Annotated in this window: 22 protein-coding genes; 13 read left to right on the top strand and 9 right to left on the bottom strand. The window is 68.8% G+C overall.

Going from position 1 to position 20583, the window contains the following annotated elements:
- Positions 1–19: 19 nt before the first annotated feature.
- Entirely contained in the window at positions 20–283 is a 264-nt protein-coding gene (locus ACQHI0_RS14805) for a helix-turn-helix domain-containing protein (protein ID WP_427908517.1), read from the bottom strand.
- A gap of 136 nt (positions 284–419) precedes the next feature.
- Between ACQHI0_RS14805 and ACQHI0_RS14800 the strand changes: the two genes are divergently transcribed.
- The 3 genes from ACQHI0_RS14800 to ACQHI0_RS14790 all read left to right on the top strand — a co-directional run bounded on the left by ACQHI0_RS14800 (position 420) and on the right by ACQHI0_RS14790 (position 2738).
- Positions 420–1235 carry a mycofactocin-coupled SDR family oxidoreductase gene (locus ACQHI0_RS14800; RefSeq protein ID WP_427908516.1) on the top strand — a complete coding sequence of 272 codons (816 nt, stop codon included), beginning with the start codon at positions 420–422 and terminating at the stop codon, positions 1233–1235.
- 60 nt (positions 1236–1295) lie between these two features.
- Entirely contained in the window at positions 1296–2063 is a 768-nt protein-coding gene (gene map / locus ACQHI0_RS14795) for a type I methionyl aminopeptidase (protein WP_427908515.1), read from the top strand.
- A gap of 150 nt (positions 2064–2213) precedes the next feature.
- The gene (locus ACQHI0_RS14790; protein ID WP_427908514.1) at positions 2214–2738 is read left to right on the top strand and encodes a hypothetical protein; all 525 of its coding nucleotides are present in this window, start codon (positions 2214–2216) and stop codon (positions 2736–2738) included.
- Positions 2739–2800: 62 nt separating this feature from the next.
- Here the strand turns inward: ACQHI0_RS14790 and ACQHI0_RS14785 are convergent, their stop codons facing one another.
- Positions 2801–3565 carry a 2-phosphosulfolactate phosphatase gene (locus ACQHI0_RS14785; RefSeq protein WP_427908513.1) on the bottom strand — a complete coding sequence of 255 codons (765 nt, stop codon included), beginning with the start codon at positions 3563–3565 and terminating at the stop codon, positions 2801–2803.
- Between the two features lie 218 nt (positions 3566–3783).
- Positions 3784–4497: a glyoxalase gene (locus ACQHI0_RS14780; RefSeq protein WP_427908512.1), complete on the bottom strand. Its 714-nt coding sequence runs from the start codon at positions 4495–4497 to the stop codon at positions 3784–3786.
- A gap of 116 nt (positions 4498–4613) precedes the next feature.
- Here ACQHI0_RS14780 and ACQHI0_RS14775 point away from each other — a divergent pair, with 116 nt between their 5' ends.
- Together ACQHI0_RS14775 and ACQHI0_RS14770 are read left to right on the top strand one after the other, a co-directional pair.
- Positions 4614–4994 carry a PPOX class F420-dependent oxidoreductase gene (locus ACQHI0_RS14775; protein ID WP_427908511.1) on the top strand — a complete coding sequence of 127 codons (381 nt, stop codon included), beginning with the start codon at positions 4614–4616 and terminating at the stop codon, positions 4992–4994.
- A 76-nt stretch (positions 4995–5070) separates the two neighbouring features.
- Complete coding sequence (locus ACQHI0_RS14770) at positions 5071–6360, top strand: acetyl-CoA C-acyltransferase (RefSeq protein WP_427908510.1); 1290 nt, start codon at positions 5071–5073, stop codon at positions 6358–6360.
- Positions 6361–6366: 6 nt separating this feature from the next.
- Here the strand turns inward: ACQHI0_RS14770 and ACQHI0_RS14765 are convergent, their stop codons facing one another.
- Positions 6367–6777 (bottom strand): VOC family protein, encoded by a 411-nt coding sequence (locus ACQHI0_RS14765; RefSeq protein ID WP_427908509.1) that lies wholly within the window; start codon positions 6775–6777, stop codon positions 6367–6369.
- Between the two features lie 12 nt (positions 6778–6789).
- Positions 6790–7497, bottom strand: a complete 708-nt coding sequence (locus ACQHI0_RS14760; RefSeq protein ID WP_427908508.1) for a TioE family transcriptional regulator — start codon at positions 7495–7497, stop codon at positions 6790–6792.
- Between the two features lie 82 nt (positions 7498–7579).
- Between ACQHI0_RS14760 and ACQHI0_RS14755 the strand changes: the two genes are divergently transcribed.
- Entirely contained in the window at positions 7580–8731 is a 1152-nt protein-coding gene (locus ACQHI0_RS14755) for an erythromycin esterase family protein (protein ID WP_427908507.1), read from the top strand.
- On the opposite strand, the gene ACQHI0_RS14750 is transcribed toward ACQHI0_RS14755, so the two are convergent.
- The 3 genes from ACQHI0_RS14750 to ACQHI0_RS14740 form a co-directional block, all read right to left on the bottom strand.
- A complete protein-coding gene (locus ACQHI0_RS14750; RefSeq protein WP_427908506.1) occupies positions 8724–9560 on the bottom strand; it encodes an HAD family hydrolase in 837 nt (278 codons plus the stop codon). The genes ACQHI0_RS14755 and ACQHI0_RS14750 overlap by 8 nt on opposite strands.
- 107 nt (positions 9561–9667) lie before the next feature.
- Entirely contained in the window at positions 9668–11047 is a 1380-nt protein-coding gene (locus ACQHI0_RS14745; protein ID WP_427909170.1) for a metallopeptidase TldD-related protein, read from the bottom strand.
- Between the two features lie 8 nt (positions 11048–11055).
- Positions 11056–12588, bottom strand: coding sequence for a TldD/PmbA family protein (locus ACQHI0_RS14740; RefSeq protein ID WP_427908505.1), 1533 nt, complete (start codon positions 12586–12588; stop codon positions 11056–11058).
- A gap of 271 nt (positions 12589–12859) precedes the next feature.
- On the opposite strand from ACQHI0_RS14740, the gene ACQHI0_RS14735 reads away from it, so the two are divergent.
- On the top strand, positions 12860–13453 hold the full coding sequence (locus tag ACQHI0_RS14735) for a helix-turn-helix domain-containing protein (protein ID WP_427908504.1): 594 nt from the start codon (positions 12860–12862) through the stop codon (positions 13451–13453).
- Here the strand turns inward: ACQHI0_RS14735 and ACQHI0_RS14730 are convergent.
- Positions 13450–14217 carry a TSUP family transporter gene (locus ACQHI0_RS14730; RefSeq protein ID WP_427908503.1) on the bottom strand — a complete coding sequence of 256 codons (768 nt, stop codon included), beginning with the start codon at positions 14215–14217 and terminating at the stop codon, positions 13450–13452. The two genes, ACQHI0_RS14735 and ACQHI0_RS14730, sit on opposite strands and share 4 nt — an antisense overlap.
- 55 nt (positions 14218–14272) lie before the next feature.
- On the opposite strand from ACQHI0_RS14730, the gene ACQHI0_RS14725 reads away from it, so the two are divergent.
- The 6 genes from ACQHI0_RS14725 to lnt all read left to right on the top strand — a co-directional run bounded on the left by ACQHI0_RS14725 (position 14273) and on the right by lnt (position 20440).
- Positions 14273–15448 (top strand): sensor histidine kinase, encoded by a 1176-nt coding sequence (locus ACQHI0_RS14725; protein WP_427908502.1) that lies wholly within the window; start codon positions 14273–14275, stop codon positions 15446–15448.
- 21 nt (positions 15449–15469) lie between these two features.
- On the top strand, positions 15470–16129 hold the full coding sequence (locus tag ACQHI0_RS14720) for a response regulator (RefSeq protein ID WP_427908501.1): 660 nt from the start codon (positions 15470–15472) through the stop codon (positions 16127–16129).
- A 72-nt stretch (positions 16130–16201) separates the two neighbouring features.
- Positions 16202–16693 (top strand): FxsA family protein, encoded by a 492-nt coding sequence (locus ACQHI0_RS14715; RefSeq protein ID WP_427908500.1) that lies wholly within the window; start codon positions 16202–16204, stop codon positions 16691–16693.
- Between the two features lie 59 nt (positions 16694–16752).
- Positions 16753–16956, top strand: coding sequence for a hypothetical protein (locus ACQHI0_RS14710; protein WP_427908499.1), 204 nt, complete (start codon positions 16753–16755; stop codon positions 16954–16956).
- A 134-nt stretch (positions 16957–17090) separates the two neighbouring features.
- Positions 17091–18683: an amidohydrolase gene (locus ACQHI0_RS14705; protein WP_427908498.1), complete on the top strand. Its 1593-nt coding sequence runs from the start codon at positions 17091–17093 to the stop codon at positions 18681–18683.
- 188 nt (positions 18684–18871) lie between these two features.
- On the top strand, positions 18872–20440 hold the full coding sequence (gene lnt, locus ACQHI0_RS14700) for an apolipoprotein N-acyltransferase (RefSeq protein ID WP_427909169.1): 1569 nt from the start codon (positions 18872–18874) through the stop codon (positions 20438–20440).
- Positions 20441–20583 lie beyond the last annotated feature (143 nt).

Here is a 20583-nt window from a genome sequence, read left to right as displayed (position 1 = left end):
TGGTGATCGGCGCGGGCGATCAGGCGGACTCGGCGACCTGCTCGTCGCGGTAGGTCTCGGCCAGCTCGGCCAGGGGGATCGCGAGGGCCTCGGCGAGGCCGACGACCGTGCCGAAGGCCGGTGAGGGCAGCCGGCCCGACTCGATCTTGCGCAGCGTCTCGGGGGAGATGCCTGCGCGCAGGGCGACCTCGGTGAGGTCGCGATCGCCGCGTGCCGTGCGCAGGCGGCGGCCGAGGCGGCGGCCTGCTTCGACCTGCGCGGGACTGAGCGGGAGACGGACCATGCGACCGATGGTATGCCGTCGCGAACCTGTTGGCCAAGGTGCGGCGCCGTCAAGCTGAGATCGGATCTCCGTTTTCGCCGCACCGGGGCGATGGCGGTGGTAGGTGTCAGGGGAAGAACATCGAGGTTCGAAAGGTATGGGTATGACACGACGGTTCGAGGGCAAGGTTGTTTTCGTCACGGGAGCGGCGCGCGGGCAGGGCAGGGCGGAGGCGGTGCGTTTCGCCGAAGAGGGCGCGAACGTGATCGCGATCGACGCCTGCGCGGAGTTCGCCAGCACGAGCTACGCGGGTGCGACGGAGGCGGATCTGGCCGAGACCGTGCAGCTGGTCGAGGCGGCGGGCGGCAAGATCGTCGCGAGCAAGGCCGACGTGCGCGATTTCGAGGCGCTCTCGGCGGCGCTGGCAGCGGGGATCGAACAGCTCGGCAGGCTCGATGTGGTCGTGGCCAACGCGGGAATCTGTTCGGCGGCGATGTCGTGGGAGATCACCGCCGAGCAGTGGCGCGAGACCATCGACGTGAATCTCACCGGTGTGTGGCACACCGCGAAAGCCGCTGTGCCGCATCTGATCGCGCAGGGTGACGGCGGTGCGATGGTGTTCACCAGTTCGGTGGCGGGGCTCAAGGGTATTCCGTTCACCGGCCACTATGTCGCGACCAAACACGCGATCACGGGCCTGGCCAAGACGATGGCCAACGAGCTCGGCGCCCACCGGATCAGGGTGAACACCGTCCATCCGGCGGGCGTGGCGACCGGCATGCAGATCAACGAGATGGGTCCGCTGTTCGAGGAGTACGGGGCCACCCTCGCGCCCATCTTCATGAACGCGCTGCCCAGCCACATCTGCCAGCCGGAGGAGATCGCGGCGACCGTGGCGTGGCTGTGCTCGGACGAGGCGGGCCAGATCACCGGCGCGCAGATCCCCGTGGACATGGGCAACCTGAACCGCTGACATTGGTATTTTTATACCGGCGCGGCTAGTGTCGGTATGAAAATACCAATTGGAGGCGTGATGGTGGAGTTGAAATCACCCGCGGAGATCGAGCGCATGCGGGTGACCGGCCGGTTCGTCGCCGACGTGCTGGCCGGGGTGCGCGACCGCGCGGCGGTCGGGGTGAACCTGCTCAAGCTGGAAGCGTATGTGCGGGAACGGATTCGCGAGCGTGGCGCGGTGTCGTGTTATTGGGACTACTCGCCGTCGTTCGGGCGCGGCCCGTTCCGCAATACGGTGTGTTTGGCGGTGAACGATGCTGTGCTGCACGGGCTTCCGCATGACTATGTGCTGTGTGATGGGGATCTGCTGACGGCGGACCTGGCCGTGTCGATCGACGGCTGGGTCGCCGACTCGGCGATCTCGTTCGTCGTCGGCACCGCGGCGCCCGCGGATGCGCGACTGGTGCGGGCCACCGAGGAGGCGCTGGCCGCCGGGATCGCGGCCGCGCAGCCGGACAACCGCATCGGTGACATCTCCGCGGCGATCGCGAATGTCGCACGCGGATACGGGTATCCGGTCAATACCGAGTTCGGTGGGCACGGGCTCGGGCGGACCATGCACGAGGATCCGCACATCGCCAACGACGGCCGTGCCGGTCGCGGGTTCCGGTTGCGGCCCGGTCTCACGGTGGCGATCGAACCCTGGTTCGCGGCGACCACCGCGAAGGTCTACACCGATGCCGACGGCTGGACCATCCGCTCCGCCGACGGCTCCCGCTGCGCGCACAGCGAGCACACGATCGCGATTACCGCGGACGGACCGAGCATCCTCACCTCGCGAGACTGATCGGTACTTTGCGGTGCTTGCGAATTCTGTGTTGCCGCACGCCGATTCGTATTCCGCCGATCGTGGGTAATGTGACATAGCCATGCCGCATCATGGGAGGTACGGGCTGATTTCGGGGTAGGTCGGATCAGCAAGTCGGAGGGACAACCCATGATGTTCAAGCAGTTGCTGGCTGCCTGCGTGCTCACTGTCGCGGCGACCGGCATCACCGCCGCCACCGCCAACGGCGCCCCGCTCACCGGGCCCTCGGTGGCGGGTGTCGACGGCGCCGTGGCTTATACGGCCGCGGTCGCGCGCGACGGTTCGCAGGCGTCCGTCGAACTCACGGCGGGCATGTTCGAGCTCACGCCCGAGGAGGGCGTCGCCGTTCTCGCACCCAACGGTCAGCGCATCGGCCTCATCCCGACAACCGTGCAGACGGTAGCCGGCCCCGCCATCACCGTGGTCCCGCGACTGGACGCCGCGGCCACCACCCTCACTCTCACTCCCGTCGGCGCCCCGATCGCGAACCCCGCGGCGTTGCAGCACATCGACCAGACGGGCAATATCGTCGCCGGCATCGCCATCGGTTGTGTGATCGGCGCCCTCATCGGCCTGATCTTCCTGTTCGTCAGCGCCATCCCCGGTTGTGTCATCGGGGCGGTGATCGGCGGCATCATCGGCTCGAACCAGTAGTCCGATCCGTGGTGGTCGGCGCTGAAAAGCGCCCACCACCACGGTGGCTTCCGGTTCTCGCGTTATCCGGGCCGGCGATCGGCGAACGCGCCGTTGGCAAGGACCGGCACGGTGGAATCCGAATCGAGTTCGATCGCGATGGCCACATCCTCGGCGAAACCGATCGCGGCGAGTTCACGCCCGGACGCGCAGTCCGCGACCAGCGCTCCCACGTCGGCTGTTCCATCGAACGCTGTTGCCGCAATTGCTGCTTCGGGCGACGGCGTAGCGAGACCGCGATCGATCAGCGCGGCGGCGAGCGCACCGGCACCGAGCCAGTCCTCGAGCGCCGGCCGCACGATATCGGTGCCCGGCCAGTGCTCGCCCGCGGCAATGATCGCGATCGGGCGATCGGGAGTGCCCCAGCGCTGGGCGAGAAGCCAATCGGCAACGGCGCTGACATTGCGCAGACAGGCAGCGACAACCGGCGTTCCCTCGACAGCTGCCGCGATCGTGGATCCGTTGGGTGATGGCAGCACGAGGCGTTCGGTGAACGGCGCGCGCCGGATCGCCGCCGGCGACAACGACCACGGCCCGCCCTCGCGTCGTCCGACAGCCAACTCGGCGGCCTTCGCCGCGGCGAAGGCCCGCGCCGAATCATCCCGCCACCGATACGGAAACACCGCGGTACCCGCAGCGGTAGCCACCGACACTGACGTCGTGAACGACAACACATCGATCACCACCAGACATCCAGCGCCAGGCCCGAGCGCCGCCGCCCCGGCTCGCCCCCACTCCACCCGGATCCCGAACCCGTCCTGCCGCGCCCACTGCGGTCTCGATCGCACACCGACCTCCCCAATAGCCGAATCCGTCAGTCCACCACAGGGATCCACCGCACGCCACCTCTCCGGTCGCCTCCAGCAGGTGCACCAGTCGTCCCCGCCGAGCCGGTTCCGAGGGGGCGGCAACCGTGAGTGCTGTTGCCAGGCAACGGGTCAGGCGCCGTCGGGTGGTGCGTTCGGGCATGGCCGGGGCCTGGCGGCCGAGAGGTTGCGTGGCCGATTCAGTCGGTCGTGGTGAGCAGGGCGGTGAGTTGGTCGGAGGCGTCGGCGGCGAGCGCTGTGCGCTCCTCGGGGGTCAGTTCGACGGTGGCGAGTTCGGATTTCCAGTGGGCGAGGCGGTCGGGGTTCTCGGCGGCGAGGGCGAGTTCGGCGAGGGCGGCGTAGGCGCGGGCTCGGTCGAGAGTGGTCGCGGTGGCGCCGAAGCGGTGCAGCCCGGCTTCCAGGGCGCGGGTCGCCGCGCGGTCGTCGTTCTTGAAATCACGCAGGATGCGAGCGTTGTCGAGGACGCGGGCCAGGCCTTCCAGTTCGCGGGAGCCGCCGTACTCGAGTTCCATCGGCTCGTCGCGCTGGATCACGAGGACGGTGTTGCCGACCGGATCGACGAGCGAGAAACGGGACTGGCCGGGGCGGAATCGGGTGATCCGTGGACGGCCCTTGCTCGGAATCTTGCCGTAGTGGGCGCGCAGGGCGGCGGTGTACTCGGCGTGGCGTGCGGCGACGTCGTCGACCATCACCAGCGCGCCCGCGTGTTCCGCCGGAAGTTCGACGCCCGGCGGCGCGGGTGCGAAATGCAGCGCACAGCCATGGTGCTCGATCGCGCCGTACACGTAGGGGCGGGTTTGCTCATGGGTGACGGTGTAGCCGAGCGCTCGGTAGAACTCGAGCGTGCTCGGCAGGTCGCCGCTCCACAGCAGGGGCACCGCGGTATCGGTCACAGTCGGCCTTTCGTCGGAGAGTCGATTCGCCTCGAGGTTACGAAGAGTTTCGAGAAAGCGCCCATACCTCTTTCGGCCACTCGGCCAAGGTTCGCCGCGCCCACTAGGCTGTGCGCATGACGAACCGCCTCGGCGAACTGGCGACCGCGAATTACGTACTGCTCACCACATTCCGCAAGGACGGCACTCCCGTGGGTACGCCCGTCTGGGCGGTGGCGCGCGAGGACAAGCTGTTCGTCTGGACGGTCACCGACAGCTGGAAGGTCAAGCGGGTCCGGCGCAACCCCGAGGTGACGGTGCAACCCTGCACCGTGCGCGGGGATGCACACGGTGCCATCGTGACCGGCACCGCACGGCTGCTCGACGCGGCCGAGACCGACGAACTCCGGTCGGCGCTGCGCAAGAAGTACTGGCTGACCGGGCCACTTGTGATCCTCGGCAGCAATCTGCGCCGGGGCAAGGCCGGCACGATCGGTATCGAGATCACGCCTGCCTGATGTGTGCCGATCCGATATGCAGAACCGCTGGTATCGGATACTGTGAGTCTTCGGCAGCACTTCCGAAGGGACTCACATGGCCGTGAAACGCAACCGAGCCGTCGTCGTCGCGGGCGCACGGACACCGTTCGTGCGCGCGTTCACCGACTTCACCCGCCTCGACAGCATCGCCCTGGCCGGCGCGGCCGTCCGCGGGCTGATCGAGCGGACCGGGATCGCACCCGGCGAGATCCAGTCCATTGTCTGGGGCGGGGTGGTCCTGCCGAGTCACGCGCCCAATATCGCGCGGGAGATCGCCCTCGATCTGAACCTGGACTTCGGGTGCGAGGGGTACACCGTCACCCGCGCGTGCGCGTCCGGTCTGCAGGCGGTGACCTCGGCGGCCGCGGCGATCGAACGCGGCGAGTACGACATCATGATCGCCGGTGGCAGCGATTCCACCAGCAATGCCGAGATCAAGCTGCCGCAGAAGGTCGTGCACGCGGTCGCGCCGGTCGCCCTCGGCAAGCCGAAGGCGATGGACTACCTCGACGTCGTCCGCCAGCTCGCGCCGTTCACCGACATCTTGCCGCGCCAGCCCAAGATCGCCGAGCGCACCACCGGCGAGGTGATGGGGGAGTCCGCGGAGAAGATGGCGCGGATCAACGGCATCTCCCGCGCTGATCAGGATGCTTTCGCCGCCCGCTCGCATCAGCGCGCCGCGGCCGCGATCGCCTCGGGACGCTTCGACGACGAGGTCGTGCCGGTCACGACGCCGTCGGGCAAGCTGATCGACGTCGACGGGCTCGTCCGGGCGAACACGAGCATCGAGAAACTCGCCACCCTGAAGCCGGTGTTCGAGAAGAACGGCACCGTCACCGCGGGCAATGCCAGCCCGCTCACCGACGGCGCGTCGGCGGTGTTGCTGATGAGCGAGGAGAAGGCGCGCGCCCTCGGATTCACCCCGCAGGCTGCCTTCCGCTCGTGGAGTTTCGTCAGCGTCGACCCCGCCGACCAGGTCCTCATCGGCCCGGCGATCTCGATGCCGCGCGCCCTCGACAAGGCGGGCATGACGCTGGCCGACATCGACCTCGTCGATATCCACGAAGCCTTCGCCGCCCAGACTCTCTCGGTGCTGCGGATGCTGGAGAGTACCGACTGGGCCAAGGCGCGCCTCGACCGCGACGAGCCGGTCGGCACCGTCGACATCGACAAGCTGAACGTGCACGGCGGCTCGATCTCGCTGGGCCACCCGTTCGGCGCCACCGGTGCCCGCATGGTCACCACCATGGCCGCTGAACTGGCCCGTACCGGGAAAGAGACGGCGCTGCTGGGGATCTGCGCGGCAGGCGGTATCGGCGCGTCTGCGGTACTCGAACGCGTCTAGCACAGCTCAGCCGGGCGCACCGCGGCGGGGACGGTGCGCCCGGAGGTCCACGGGGCGTCCGTCGGGGTCGACGGCCGTCATCGTCCACTGCGTGGGCAGGGTCTCGATCGGGCCGACCGGCAAGCCCGCGTCCGCGAGGTGCTCGCGAACCGCACGCAGTTGCTCCAGCGTGCCGACGCGCAGACCCCATCCCGCGCGTGCGAGGGGATCGCGATCGGTGAGCGGCGGGGTGGTGGTCTCCACGAGCATCAGGTGATCGGCGCCGCCGACGTCGACAACCGCGATCCGTGGATCGGCTGGGGTGGCAGCCCGCTCGAAAGCCAGTGTCGCGCCGAGGAATTCGGTGTAATACCGCACGAGCTGATCGAGATCTGTGGTGCTCAACGTCAGGTGGTTGATTCCGAGAAGGTCTGGCATGGTCGTTCCAGCCTAGCGGTGTAGCGCGGCGGAATATCGGCTCAGCGCTGCGGCGGCGTCGAGCATCGCGCGGCCCTGGGTGGTGATTCTCGCCTGCCAGTCGGCGAGGGCGCGCGCCAGCGCCTCGGTGCTGCCTGCGGCGCGGATCTGGCCGATGACGGTGGCGATGTGGTCGAGACGGTAGTGGCCTCGGCGCAGGATGTGGGTCAGTTCGGCGTCGCGGAGGTCGGCGGGGCCGTAGTGGCGGTAGCCGGTGGCGGGGTCGCGGGTGGGGGTGAGGATGCCCGCTGCTTCCCAGGCACGCAAGGTGGCGGGGGTGACTCGGAGGTGGTGGGCGAGCTCGCCGATGGTTCTGGTCTCCGCTGAAAAGGTGGTGTCAGAAGGTGATTCGGTGATCAGGTGGTCGACGGCCCGGCGCACCGAGGTCAGGGTTTCACGGTCTCGCAGGAGTTGGCTGTGCCCACGGTCGATGATCGTGAGGGCCTTGTCGAGATCGTCCTCGTGGAGGGCGCGCATGATCTGACCCGCGGTGGCGTGGCCGTAGGCGGTGATCAGGGTGAGGTAGGTGCGCAGCGCGCTCGCGTGCAGGTCGGTGTAGATCCGGTAGCCGGTGGGAGTGCGCTCGGCCGGTGGCAGGCAGCCGTCCTGTTCGTAGTTGCGGACTGCCTGGGTCGAGATCGCGTGCTCGCGGGCCAGGTCCGATGGTCGAAGGGTTCTCACTGGTTTGAGACTTTACGACACTTTCAGCCGAATAGCTCCTGATCAAGTCTCCACCGTTCTGTCAACGATACGATTGATAGACATGAGTCAGAAAATCAGCGACTTCGTCCCTTCGTCCTGTGAGCTGCTTGCGCTCGGGGAGCCGACGCACAAAGAACCCGGTTTCGCGTCGATCCGCAATGAACTGTTCGTCGAGTTGGTGGCGAGTGGGTTCCGGTCGATCGCTCTCGAAACGGATCGAGTGGCCGCGCTCGCCGTGGACGAGTTCGTTCGAGGCGGCAACGGCGACCTCGACGAGGTGCTGCGGACAGGCTTCTCCCACGATTTCGGCGAACTCACCGGCAACCGGGAACTGGTCGCGTGGCTGCGCGACCACAACGCAGGTCGGGCGACCGAGGATCAGGTCGGCTTCTACGGATTCGACGCCGCGATGGAAACGATGAGCGCTCCCAGCCCGCGCACCTACCTCGAATTCGCCCGCGACTACCTGGAACTCGACTTCGACATCGCCGGTCCGGCCGGCGGCGACGAGCGATGGAGCCGCAGCGAAGCAGTCCTGGACGCGAAGGTGTCGCCCGGTGCCACCGCCGAGGCCGAGCAGTTGCGGGTGATGGCCGACGACATGCTCACCCTCCTCTATACCCGCGCGCCGGAGCGGATCGCGGCCACCTCACTCGCCGAGTGGCGAAGGACGGCAATCCATCTCACTGCCGGCATCGGCCTGCTGCGCTATCACCGGCAGGCCGCGGCTCCGACCGAGGACGGCGTGCGATGGAACAGCCTGGCCGCCGCCCGTGACGCGCTCATGGCCCAGAACCTCCTTGATATCCGGTCGGTCGAGGCGCGCCGTGGGCCGACGCTGGTGTACTCGCACAACCTGCATCTGCGCCGCAACACCAGCATCATGCAGATGGGGCCGATGGAACTCGTCTGGTCCGGCGCGGGAGCGATCGTGGGATCGCTGCTGGGGGAGCAGTACGGGGTGATCCTCGGCAGTTTGGGCCGCAGCGACGGCCTCGAACTCGCCGAACCCCAGCCGGGCACCTACGAGCACACGCTGCACAAGCGCATCGACACGTGGGGTTTGATCCCGGCGGCAGAACTCGGACCAGGACATACCCGCACCGATGTGACCCAGGAACAGGGGTACTTCCCGCTGGATGCGGACACCGTGGCCACGGCGGACACGATCCTGCACCTCGACGTTGGTCGCGCGCGGGCATCGGTCAGGTAGCCGAGTCGCGCTGTGCCGAGCGCACCAATTCCTCCAGGTAGGCAGCCACACCGTCCTCGTCGTTGGTCGGTAGGACCTGGTCGGCGAGGGCGATGACCTCGGGGACCGCGTTGGCAGGCACCAGCGCGGTACCCGCCCACGTCAGCATCGCGACATCGTTGAGCGCGTCCCCCGCGGCCGCGACCTCCGACAGGTCGATGCCGTCGAGCGCGCACAACCGTTCCAGCGCACTGGCTTTCGACACACCTTCGGCGGCCATCTCCATATAGGCCGCACCGGAATGCGTCAGCTCCACCCCGGTGATCCCGACCGCCACCGCCGTCCGGTACAGCTCCGCGCCGGGCAACTCGGGATGACGGGCAACGATCTTCACCATCGCTTCGAGTCCGGTCGGCAAGGTCTCCGACAACGCCATCTCATGTGGATGGCGATGATGATCGCTGAACTTGCACAGCGCGGCATAGGCAGGCTCGGCGACGAACCGGGTAGCGCCGACATTGGCGAACACAACGCCGGGAATCAGCGCGCGGATCTGTGACATCACCACACCCGCCGCATCCTCGTCGATCGACACGGTGTCGATGATCTCAGGCGTCCCGTCGGCGAGGTCGAGCAGCACAGCACCATTGGCGCACACCGCCTTACCCCGGAAACCGCACGACTGCGCCAACTCGTGCACCGAATGCCGAGCACGCGCCGTCGCCCACACCACCTCGATCCCCGCCGCCTGCGCGCCGGCCATGGCTTCGGCGGTCCGCGGCGAGACGGTGCGATCGGAACGCAGCAAGGTGCCGTCGAGGTCGGTGGCGAACATCCGGATTCGAGTCACCCGATCATGCTGTCACGCGCCACGTCGACGACCACGTCGGGATGAGGCGGGCCGACGGGACTAATCGGCGTCTACCCAGACGGTCGACCGTTGTGGGCCAACCCCCGCTAGGTCGCCTGGCTGACCGAGGACATGTGGAAATCCGGGATGCGGAGTGGGGGCATGGCGGTGCGGGTGAACCAGTCCTTCCATTCGCGGGGCAGGGTGATCTCGGTGGCTCCCGCTTCCGATACTCGGCGTAGCAGGTCGAGGGGGCTTTCGTTGAAGCGGAAGTTGTTGACCGCGCCGGTGACCTGGCCGTTTTCGACGAGGTAGACGCCGTCGCGGGTGAGGCCGGTGAGCAGGAGGGTGGCGGGGTCGACCTCGCGGATGTACCAGAGGCAGGTGAGGAGCAGGCCGCGTTCGGTGCGGGCGATCATGTCGTCGAGGGTGGCGTCGCCGCCGCCGGTGAGTAGCAGGTTCTCGCCGGGAATGGTGGCGGGTGCGCAGAATTCGGCGGCCGTCGCGCGCGGGTAGACCAGCGATTCGATGACGCCGTTGCCGATCCAGTCGACGCGTCGCGCGGACAAGCCGTTGTCGAACACCGACAGTGATTCCGATGACGACGCAGTCGCGACGAACGGCCGGTATTCGAGACCGCTCGCGTTCGGGTCGGAGTACAGGGTGAGCGGAATGTCGCTGAGCCGCTCACCGATTCGCGTGCCACCGGCGCGGGAGAAGGCGGTGTGGCCTTCGTGGGCGCCACGGCCTTCCATGCTCCAGGCCAGGTAGATCATCAGATCGGCGACCGACGACGGCGGCAGGAGGGTTTCGTAGCGGCCCGCGGGGAGATCGACGCGGCGCTTGGACCAGTCGAGGCGCCGTGACAGCTCGGCGAGCAGGCCCGGGGTGTCGACGTCGGTGAAGTCGGCGGTGCCGACCCCCACCCACGCGCTGGCCAGATCCTTGCCCTCGCCGCGTTTACCGTTGATTTCCACCGAACCGGTCGGCTGGCTGAACCGGCGACGGATACCGGTCGAGGTGCCGAGCCAGGTGGTGTGCACCTGGTGGTGGGCGAATCCGTAGAGGCGGTCGGTGCCGTCGAAGCCGGTCGAGAGGTCACGCGCCAATCCGGCGAAGACCTCGATCTCGGTGGCACCGGGCGCCTGGTCCCAGGTGGCGGTGTCGTCGTCGGTGGGCTCCAGGAGCGGCATCGCGTCGCGCGCCGGGGCGGCCGTGCGAGCGGCTTCCTCGCTGGCCCGCACCACGGCATCGATCTCGGTGGGGTCCACACTGGTGGAGCTGATGGAGCCCACCCGTGCGGTGGTGGGGCCGTCGCGGAACACCGAGATCACCGCCCACTCCCGCGAAACAGACGAACCATTGGTGGTCATCGAATTACCGGCCCACCGCAGCGACGCGTCGTGCGCGTCGGTGACGATCACGATCGCCTCGTCGGCTTTCGACGCCGCCAGCGCACGCTCGACCACCGCGCCCGCCGGGAACAGACCCTCGCTCACTGACCGCCCTCCGTCCGGGTATTGAGAATGTTGACCCCGCGCACCAGGACCGACGGGCAGCCGTGGCTCACCGCCGCCACCTGACCGGGCTGCGCTTTGCCGCAGTTGAACGCGCCGCCGAGCTGCCAGGTGCTCGGTCCGCCGACCGCTTCCATCGACCCCCAGAAATCGGTGGTCGTGGCCTGGTAGGCGACGTCGCGCAGTTGCCCGTCCAGCTCGCCGTCGCGAATTCGGAAGAACCGCTGTCCGGTGAACTGGAAGTTGTAGCGCTGCATGTCGATCGACCAGGACTTGTCGCCGACGATGTAGATGCCGTCCTGCACCCGGGAGATCAGGTCGGCGGTGCTGGTGTCTCGTTCAGGGTCGGGCTGCAACGACACGTTCGCCATCCGCTGGATCGGAACGTGGTGTGGCGAATCGGCATACGAGCAACCGTTGGAGCGGTCGAGCCCGAGACGTGGGGCGAACACGCGGTCGAGCTGGTAGCCGACGAGCACGCCGTCGCGCACCAGATCCCACTGCTGGCCCGCCACACCCTCGTCGTCGTAACCGACGGTGCTCAAGCCGTTGACCTGGGTGCGGTCACCGGTGACGTGCATGATCGGCGTGCCGTACCGCAAGGTCCCGAGCTGATCGGGCGTCGCGAACGAGGTACCGGCGTAAGCGGATTCGTAGCCGATCGCCCGGTCGTATTCGGTGGCGTGACCGATGGATTCGTGGATCGTGAGCCACAGGTTCGTCGGGTCGATCACCAGGTCGGTGGGGCCGGCGACGACGCTGGGCGCCTTCACCTTCTCGGCCAGCCAGCCGGGGATTCGCGCGAGTTCGCCGGTCCAGTCCCATGTTCCGTCGGCACCGGTGACGTACTCCCAGCCCCGGCCCGCGGGTGCGGCGAGGGTGCGCATCGTCTCGAAGACGCCCGACGCGGAGTCGACGGTGACGGCCTCCAACTGGGGATGCAGACGCACCCGCTGCTGGGTGATCGACGAACCCGCGGTGTCGGCGTAGAAGGACTGTTCCTTGACCTGCAAGACCGAGGCGGTCACGTGGTCGACACCATCGGCCGCCGTAAGGCGTTCCGAATAGTCCTGCAGCAGCGCCACTTTGTCGGCGGTCGGCACCGCGAACGGGTCGAGATCGTAGGCCGAGACCCACGAGACGTTGTCGTAGCGTGGCTCATCGGCGAGTTCGACGCGCTCCCGATTCAGCGAGCGCAATGCGCGGGCCACCTTCACCGCGCGCCGCGCCACCTCGGCGGCGGTCGCGGGCGTGAGCGCGGCGTGCGAGGCGAAACCCCAGGTGCCGTCGACGATCACCCGCACCGCCAGCCCCAGCTCGGTCGCATCGGTGACCGCTTCGACGCGCCCGTCGCGCAACCGGATCGACTGGGTCACCAGACGTTGCACGCGCAGATCGGCATGGTCGGCGCCGGCCGCGCGGGCCGCCGACAGCGCGGCCTCGGCCAGTGCGCCGAGCCCGAGCCCGCGGAACTCCTCGTCCACATCTCTGGAAGTCGTGGTATCCCTCACCGGACCTACGCTAACCGGTGCCACCGACACCTGTGCGCCGGAACCGCATCGACCGGCGTCATGTCGGATCGATGCACCGGCTGCCGACCTGCAGCTCGTGTCATGACACCGGGTGCGATCGCGCGCGAAAAGCCGGTTGCGACAGTCGTTACCGTGACGCGCGGACTCCGCCTCCTCCCGCGAGCGGTGCCGGAAATGCCGTAGGGTGCCCGCCGTGCCGCCATCTGCCCTGCGCGATCGAAAAAGGGAACGAACCCGACGTGCGATCCTCGTGGCCGCCGTCGAATTGTTCGAGGCCAGAGGGTACGAGGAAACGACCGTTGCCGACATCGCGGCCGCGGCCGAGGTCGGCACCCGGACCTTCTTCAACTACTTCGCGAGCAAAGAGGAACTGCTCTTCCCCGAGCCCGACGAACGGGTGCGCGCGGCCGTCGCCGCCATCGCCACGCGTCGGCCCGGCGAGCGCCCGGTGGAGGTGTTGCTGCGCGCCTTACGCGCCGCGGGTGACAACCCCGGCGAACGCCTCGTCGACGATGTGGGCTCGCGGGTGGCGGCATTGCGGGCGCGGGTCTCGCGGACGGTCCCCTCGGTGAGCGGTCGCGCCGCGCACGCGCAATTGGTCGCGCAGCGCGAGATCGCGCACCAGTTGCACATCGCGTTCCCGCACGAACTCGACGAGGTCGGCGCCGCCGCGCTGGTCGGTGCCGTGGTCGGCGCGGTATCGGGCGCGCTGACGGTGCTGTTCCAGCAGCCCCAGCACGGCATCGACGACGGTGAGCGCCTGCATCGCAAGATCCACGAGACCACCTCGCGGGTCCTGCAGCCGTGGCTCGCCGCCTCCGCGCCCGCCGAACCGGTGCGCTAACCGAACTGCTGCCAGCCCAACCGGATCACCATCACGACCACCACGACCAGCAACACGATCCGCACGAAACCGGCGCCCTTGGCCAGCGCCATCCGTGAACCGACCAGTGCGCCGAGCACATTGGCCACCGCCATGCCGGCGCCGAGGCCCCACAGGATGTGACCGGTCGAGCCGAGAAACAGCAACGCGCCCACATTCGAGCCGCAGTTGATCACCTTCGCCATCGCCGCCGCCCGGACGAACTCGGTCCCGAGCAGCGTCGCGAAGGTGATGATCAGGAAGGTACCGGTGCCCGGGCCGAGCAGTCCGTCGTAGAGGCCGATCAGGCCGGAGGCGAGGCCGATCACCAGGATCACCTTGCGTCGCGTCGGGGGATGGGTGGCCATCGTGAGGCCGACCGAGGGCCGCAAGGTCACGAACACCGCCACCCCGACAAGCACCACCATGACCAGAGGAATGAACAGGTCGCGGTCGATCAGCGAGACCGCTGCCGCACCGCAGGCGGCCGTGATCGCGGCGATCACCGCACCGGGCAGCAGCACCTTCCACTGCATCGGCACCCTGCGCGCGAAGGTCGCCACCGCGGTCGCGGTGCCTGCCAGCGCGGCGAGTTTGTTGGTACCGAGGGCGGTCTGCGGCGCGATGCCGGGGACGACGAGGAACAGCGTCGGCAGAATGATCAGTCCGCCGCCGCCGACCACGGCGTCGACCCAGCCCGCTGCCGCCGCGGCCACCAGCAGGACCGTCCAGTCTCCGATTTGCACACGACCAGGCAATCAAGATCACGGCCGGAAAGCCAGCCGGGGCTACGCTGGGCCGGTGCGCCGGTTCAGCCTGTGGCTACGCGGACGACCCATCGTCGCCGACTCGATTCTCGCGGGATTGCTCCTGTTCCTCGATGCCCTCGGCGTGGGCGACGAGCGCAACAAGGTCGTGTACCTGATCTTCTCGGTGATTCTGCCGTTGCCGCTGATCCTGCGGCGGGTGTACCCGCGGACGGTGGCGGCGGCGCTGCTGGTGTTGTCCTTGCTGAACACCCTGATCGGCTACCTGGTCGACGATCTGACGGCCGACCACGTCGCGCTGATCGGGCTCGGGGTGATGCTCTACACGCTTGTCGCCTATGTCGGCCGACGTGAGGGGCTCATCTTCCTGGCCTTCCTCGCGGTCGACATGGCGGCGTCGGTCGTGCTGCTCGACCTGCCGCGGGGCGGCGACCTGGCGATGGCGGGACTCATCTACGCGCTGTGCTGGACGCTGGCCGAGTTCAACGGTGCCAGGCATGCCTACGACTCCGAGGTCGCGGCCCGGCTCGCGGTCGCCGACTACGACAAGGAACGCCGCGCGCACGACGCGGTCGCCGCCGAACGCACCCGCATCGCCCGCGAACTCCACGACGTGGTCGCACATGCGGTGAGCGTCATCATCGTGCAGGCCGACGGGGCCAAATACGCCCTGCGCGAGGACCCGGAAACCGCTGAACGCGCGCTCGCCACCATCGCCGGGACCGGGCGCGACGCCCTGCGTGAACTGCGCCGCACCGTCGCCCTGCTGCGCACCGAGCACGCACCGGAACTGCTGCCGCAACACGGGAGCGCGGGTATCGCGAAGCTGGCTCAGATGATGCGTGAGGCCGGTCTGGCCGTTGATCTCGAGTTGACCGGTGAGCTCGACGACATCGCCCCCGAGGTGAGCCTCGGCGTGCATCGCATCGTGCAGGAGTCGCTCACCAATACCCTGCGCCACGCGGGGGCGGAGCCGAAGGCGGTGGTCCGGGTGCACCGGCGCGAGGAAGACATCCTCGTCGAAGTCACCGACAGCGGTGGCGTTCCGGCCAAGGTGAGCGCGGGTGCCGAGATCCCCGGCACGGGAATGGGCCTGGTCGGGATGCGCGAACGGGTCGCGGTTCTCGGCGGCACACTGCACGCGGGCAGGCTCGACGACGGGCGCTGGCAGGTGCGGGCCGACCTTCCGCTGCGCACCGAAACGGATTGATCCGCCCACTATGGTGGGGCAATGCCGATCAGCGTGCTCGTGGTGGACGATCAGGAACTCATGCGAATGGGCCTGAAGATGGTGCTCGGCGCGCACCCCGACATCGATGTGATCGGCGAAGCGGGCAACGGTGACGAGGCGGTGCGGCGCGCGAGTGAACTGCGTCCCGATGTGGTGCTGATGGACGTGCGGATGCCGGTCGTCGACGGGGTCACCGCCACCTCGCGGATCGTCGCCGCGGGCGAGGGCGTGCGGGTGCTCGTGATGACCACCTTCGACCTCGACGAGCACGCCCTCGGTGCGCTGCGTGCCGGTGCGAGCGGATTCCTGCTCAAGGACACCCCGCCCGAGGATCTCATCTCGGCCATCCGCAGCGTGGCCGCCGGTGACGCGGTGGTCTCGCCCAAGGTCACCAAGCGCCTGCTCGACCGGCTCGTCGCCGAGGACCCGACCAGCCTGCGCGACCCGAAGATTCTCGATGTCCTCACCGCGCGCGAACGCGAAGTGCTCGAACAGATCGCGGTCGGTCGCTCCAACGCCGAGATCGCCACGGCGCTGTTCCTGTCGGAGGCGACCGTGAAAACACACGTCGGCCGGGTACTCACCAAACTCGGCTTGCGCGACCGGGTACAGGCGGTGGTGCTGGCCTACGAAACCGGGCTCGTGCGGCCCGGTGCCTGAACCTGCCTGCCCGCTCGGGAGAAAAATCGGGCGCTCGTGCGTTGAGGGGATAGATCGTCCGAAAGGATCGCCATGACCGCCCTGCTGTTCGTCCTCTACCTCGTCGTCGAGATCGCCGCCCTCGTCGGTCTCGCTCAGTTGATCGGCGTCGGCTGGGCGCTGCTCGTGCTCGTCGCGGTGTCGGGCGTGGGATTGGTGCTGCTCGGACGGCAGGGCAGGCGGGTGTTCGACCGATTCCGGCGGGCCTCGCGCGGTGAGGTGACCGCCGAGAGCGCGGTCGCCGACGGGGTGATCGTGGCCACCGGATCGGTGCTGCTGTTCGTGCCCGGCCTGGTGACCGGAGTCGTCGGCCTGCTCGCGCTGTTCCCGCCGACCAGGGCGTTGCTGCGACCGGCGCTGGAGAAGCTGGGCACCCGGCGGTTCGGTCCGCTGCCCTCGTTCGCGCCCTCGCCGTATCGCGGGATGGTCGTCGACGCCGACGGTGACGTGGTCGACGGCACCGTGGTCGGTCAGTGGTACGACGACGGTCACACCAGCGGTCCGCGCGCACTCGGCCCCGCCTGATTCGAGACGGCCTGAACCGACACGCCCCCCGTTCGGCGGGGAGGGTCTACAGTACCCGCATGGCCACCGAGCAGATCACCATTACGGTGAGCGAGGAACTGGCCGACGCGGTGCGCAGAGCGAGCGCCGCTGCCGGACAGTCGATGTCGGACTTCACCACCGCCGCATGGCGATTGGAATTGATCGCCGTGGAGGCGGGCGGGCATTGCCCCGCCGGGTTCGGCGACGCCGAAGTGCGCGCCGCGCTGTGCCTGCCGACCTGACACCCTCGCGGCCGAGCTGACGCGAGCTCATCGGCCTCCCGCGCGGTGCCGGCGGCCGGATCCGCGTCGTCACCGCCGAGCTGACACTGTCCCTGCCGAGGTGACGATCCGTCGATACGGCAGACTGGGACACCGTGAGTACCCAGTTGCTGATCGGTGGCCGTTTCTACAGTTCCAGCTCCCCGGACGCGACCGCGATGGCGGTCACCGACGGCACCGTGGTGTGGCTGGGTGCCGAGGCGCCCGGGCGCGCGATGCATCCCGACGCGGAGATCATCGACCTCGACGGCGCGTTCGTAGCGCCCGCGTTCGTCGACCCACACGTGCACGTCACCGCGCTGGGACTCCAACTGACCGGGCTCGACGTGAGCGGTGCCGGATCCCTGTCCGACCTGCTCGCCACCGTGCGCGCGCACGCCGCGAACCAGCCGGACGGGGTGATCATCGGCGAGGGCTGGGACGACACCGCCTGGCCCGAACAGCGGCCGCCGACGGTCGCCGAACTCGACGAGGCCGCCGGTGCGGGCAGGCTCGTCTACCTGGCGCGCGTCGACGCGCATTCGGCCGTCGCCTCCTCGGCGCTGCTCGACGTGGCCGGTGAACTCGGGGACGGATATCGGCGTGGCGAACTGTTGCGCGCCGACGCCCATCACCGGGTGCGCACGGTCGCGCTCGCGGAACTCACTCGCGCCCAACGTGATTCGGCCCGCGCGGCCGCACTGGACGCGGCGGCCGCACACGGCATCGTCGCCGTGCACGAATGTGCCGGTCCCGATATCTCCGGTCGCGACGACATCCGCGAACTACTCGCTTTCGAACACGGCGTTGCCGTGCGCGCGTACTGGGGTCAGGCTGTGCGCACCGCTGACGAAGCGCGCGCGCTGATCGACGAGCTCGGCGTCCATGCGCTCGGTGGCGATCTGTTCGTCGACGGCTCACTCGGCTCGCACACCGCGCTGCTGCGCGAGCCCTACGCCGACGCGGCGGGCTGCGGCAAGAGCTTCCTCGACGAAGACACCGTCACCGCGCACATCCGCGCCTGCACCGAGGCGGGGATCCAGGCGGGCTTCCACGCCATCGGCGACGCCGCGATGGATACCGTGGTCGCCGGATTCGCCCGTGTCGCAAGCGAACTCGGTGGACCGGCGATCGCCGCACGCGGGCACCGGGTCGAACACGCGGAGATGACCGACGCCGCCGCGATCGCGCAGCTCGCCGCGCTCGGCGTGATCGTGTCCGTGCAGCCCGGCTTCGACGCCGCCTGGGGCGGGCCCGACGGGATGTACGCGACCCGACTCGGCGCCGAGCGCGCCGCGGGCCTCAACCCGTTCGCGGCGATGGCGGCGGCGGGCATCTCGCTCGCCATCGGCTCCGACGCGCCGGTGACCGTCATGAACCCGTGGGAACAGGTGCGCGCGGCCGTGCATCACCGCACTCCCGGCCACGGCCTGTCCCCGCGCGCCGCGTTCGCCGCCGCCACCCGGGGCGCCTGGCGCGCGGGCGGGGTCCGTGACGGGATGGCGGGCACACTGGTCCCCGGCGCCCCCGCTTCCTACGCCGTCTGGGACGCGGGCGATCTCGTCGTCGCCGCGGCCGCCGACACCGTGCAGCGCTGGTCCACCGACCCCCGCTCGCGGGTCCCCGGCCTCCCGCGCCTCGACCCTGGAGCGACCCTCCCGACCTGTCTGCGCACCGTGCACAACGGCACCACGATCTACACCGCCTGACCTCACCGGCCGCACCGCGCAAGCAACGAATCACGGAGCAACACACCATGATCGACCCCGCGACGGGCGACCGTCCCGACTCCGCAGCCGCCGACGCGGACGACCCGGCACCTGCCGCCGGTGCGCCTGCACTCGCCGCCGGATCACGTCCGGTGCCCGCCGATCCGGACTCCATCGGGACCAAGCTGATGATGCTGCGGATGCTCGCCGCTACCGCGGGTGGGCTACTGCTCTTCGGCAGCTTCCCGCCGCGCCCGTTCTGGTTCCTCGCGCCGGTGGCTGTCGCGCTGCTCACCGTCGCGGTGCGCGGACCGGGCAAGCCGCGCGGTGGGTTCGGGTACGGAATGCTCGGCGGGCTGGCGTTTTTCGTGCCGCTGCTGCCGTGGACGGGGATCTATGTGGGACCGGTGCCGTGGCTGGCGCTCTCGACGGTCTGCGCGGTGTACTTCGGGCTCTGGGGTGTGCTCGCTCGATGGTTGAGCGCGCTGCCGGGTTGGCCGGTGTGGCTCGCGCTGGCGTGGACCGCCACCGAATGGCTCAGATCGAGCTTCCCGTTCGGTGGATTCCCTTGGGGGCGTGTCGCTTTCGGTCAGGCCGATGGCTGGTACCTGCCGCTGGCGGCCTATGGTGGGGCGCCGCTGGTCGGTTTCGCGGTAGCCCTCACCGGCACCGGTCTCGCCGCGCTCGCACTGCGCGTCGTCGCCTGGGCGCGCACCCCAGCGCCGCGCGCGAACACCCGCGCCGTGCGCACCGGATTTGCCACCGCCGTAGTGGCCGTGGCTATCATGCTACTGGCCGGAGTGATCCTGCGGCCGACGCTGCCCGCCCCGGATGCAGGCACCCGGACGATCACGGTGGCCGCCATCCAGGGCAGTGTGCCGCGGCTCGGGCTCGACTTCAACGCCCAGCGCCGCGCCGTGCTGGACAACCACGTCCGGCGCACCGAGGAGTTGGCCGACGCCGTCACCCGCGGCCAGGCCGCGCGGCCCGACATCGTGATCTGGCCCGAGAACTCCTCCGATATCGACCCACTGCGCAATGCCGACGCCGCCGCCGAGATCACCGAAGCCTCGGTGAAGATCGGCGCCCCGATCCTGGTCGGCGCAGTCCTGGTGAACGGTGACCGCACGACCACCAACTCGGTGATCGTGTGGAACGGCGCAGCGGGCCCGGGGGAGCGACATGACAAGAAGATCATCCAGCCGTTCGGCGAATACCTGCCGATGCGCGGTTTCTTCCGCCTGTTCTCTTCCTATGCCGACCGCGCGGGGTATTTCGTGCCGGGAAATGGTGACGGAACGGTCACGGCCGCCGGCGTGCCGATCGGTGTGGCGACCTGTTACGAGGTCGCTTTCGATCGGGCATTTCGGGACTCTCTCGCCGCCGGCGCCCAATTGCTGACGGTGCCGACCAACAACGCCACGTTCGGCGAGAGCGAGATGACATATCAGCAACTCGCTATGTCGCGGGTGCGGGCGGTCGAGCACGGGCGCGCGCTGGTGGTCGCAGCAACCACGGGCGTCAGCGGGATCATCACCGCAGACGGCGTGCTCAGACAGAGTACCGAGCAGGTTGTCCCCGCCGCGTTGGTGGCCCAGCTACCGTTGCGCGACACGACGACAATCGCAACTCGAATCGGTGGGTGGCCCGAACTCGCGTCCGTTATCCTGACCGCGATCGGTGTCGGATTGCTATTACTTCGACGCCGCCGCGCGAATCCGACGCAGCCGGTGCGAAGTTCGGACAATTCTGAATAAGCGGTTTGTTTCAACCGGGGGGAAGCGGCACGAAGTTGCTGCTTCAGGGGTGTAATTCGTTGAGCTCGAAATAAATTCACATCGGTAGCCATCCGGCCGCCGTAGTACTCCGAATCATGGGCGTGGAAAAGCCACGCCCTGGG

The organism is Nocardia sp. FBN12 (genome assembly GCF_050320175.1).
GTDB lineage: Bacteria > Actinomycetota > Actinomycetes > Mycobacteriales > Mycobacteriaceae > Nocardia.
This window is presented reverse-complemented; position numbering and strand designations above follow the sequence as displayed.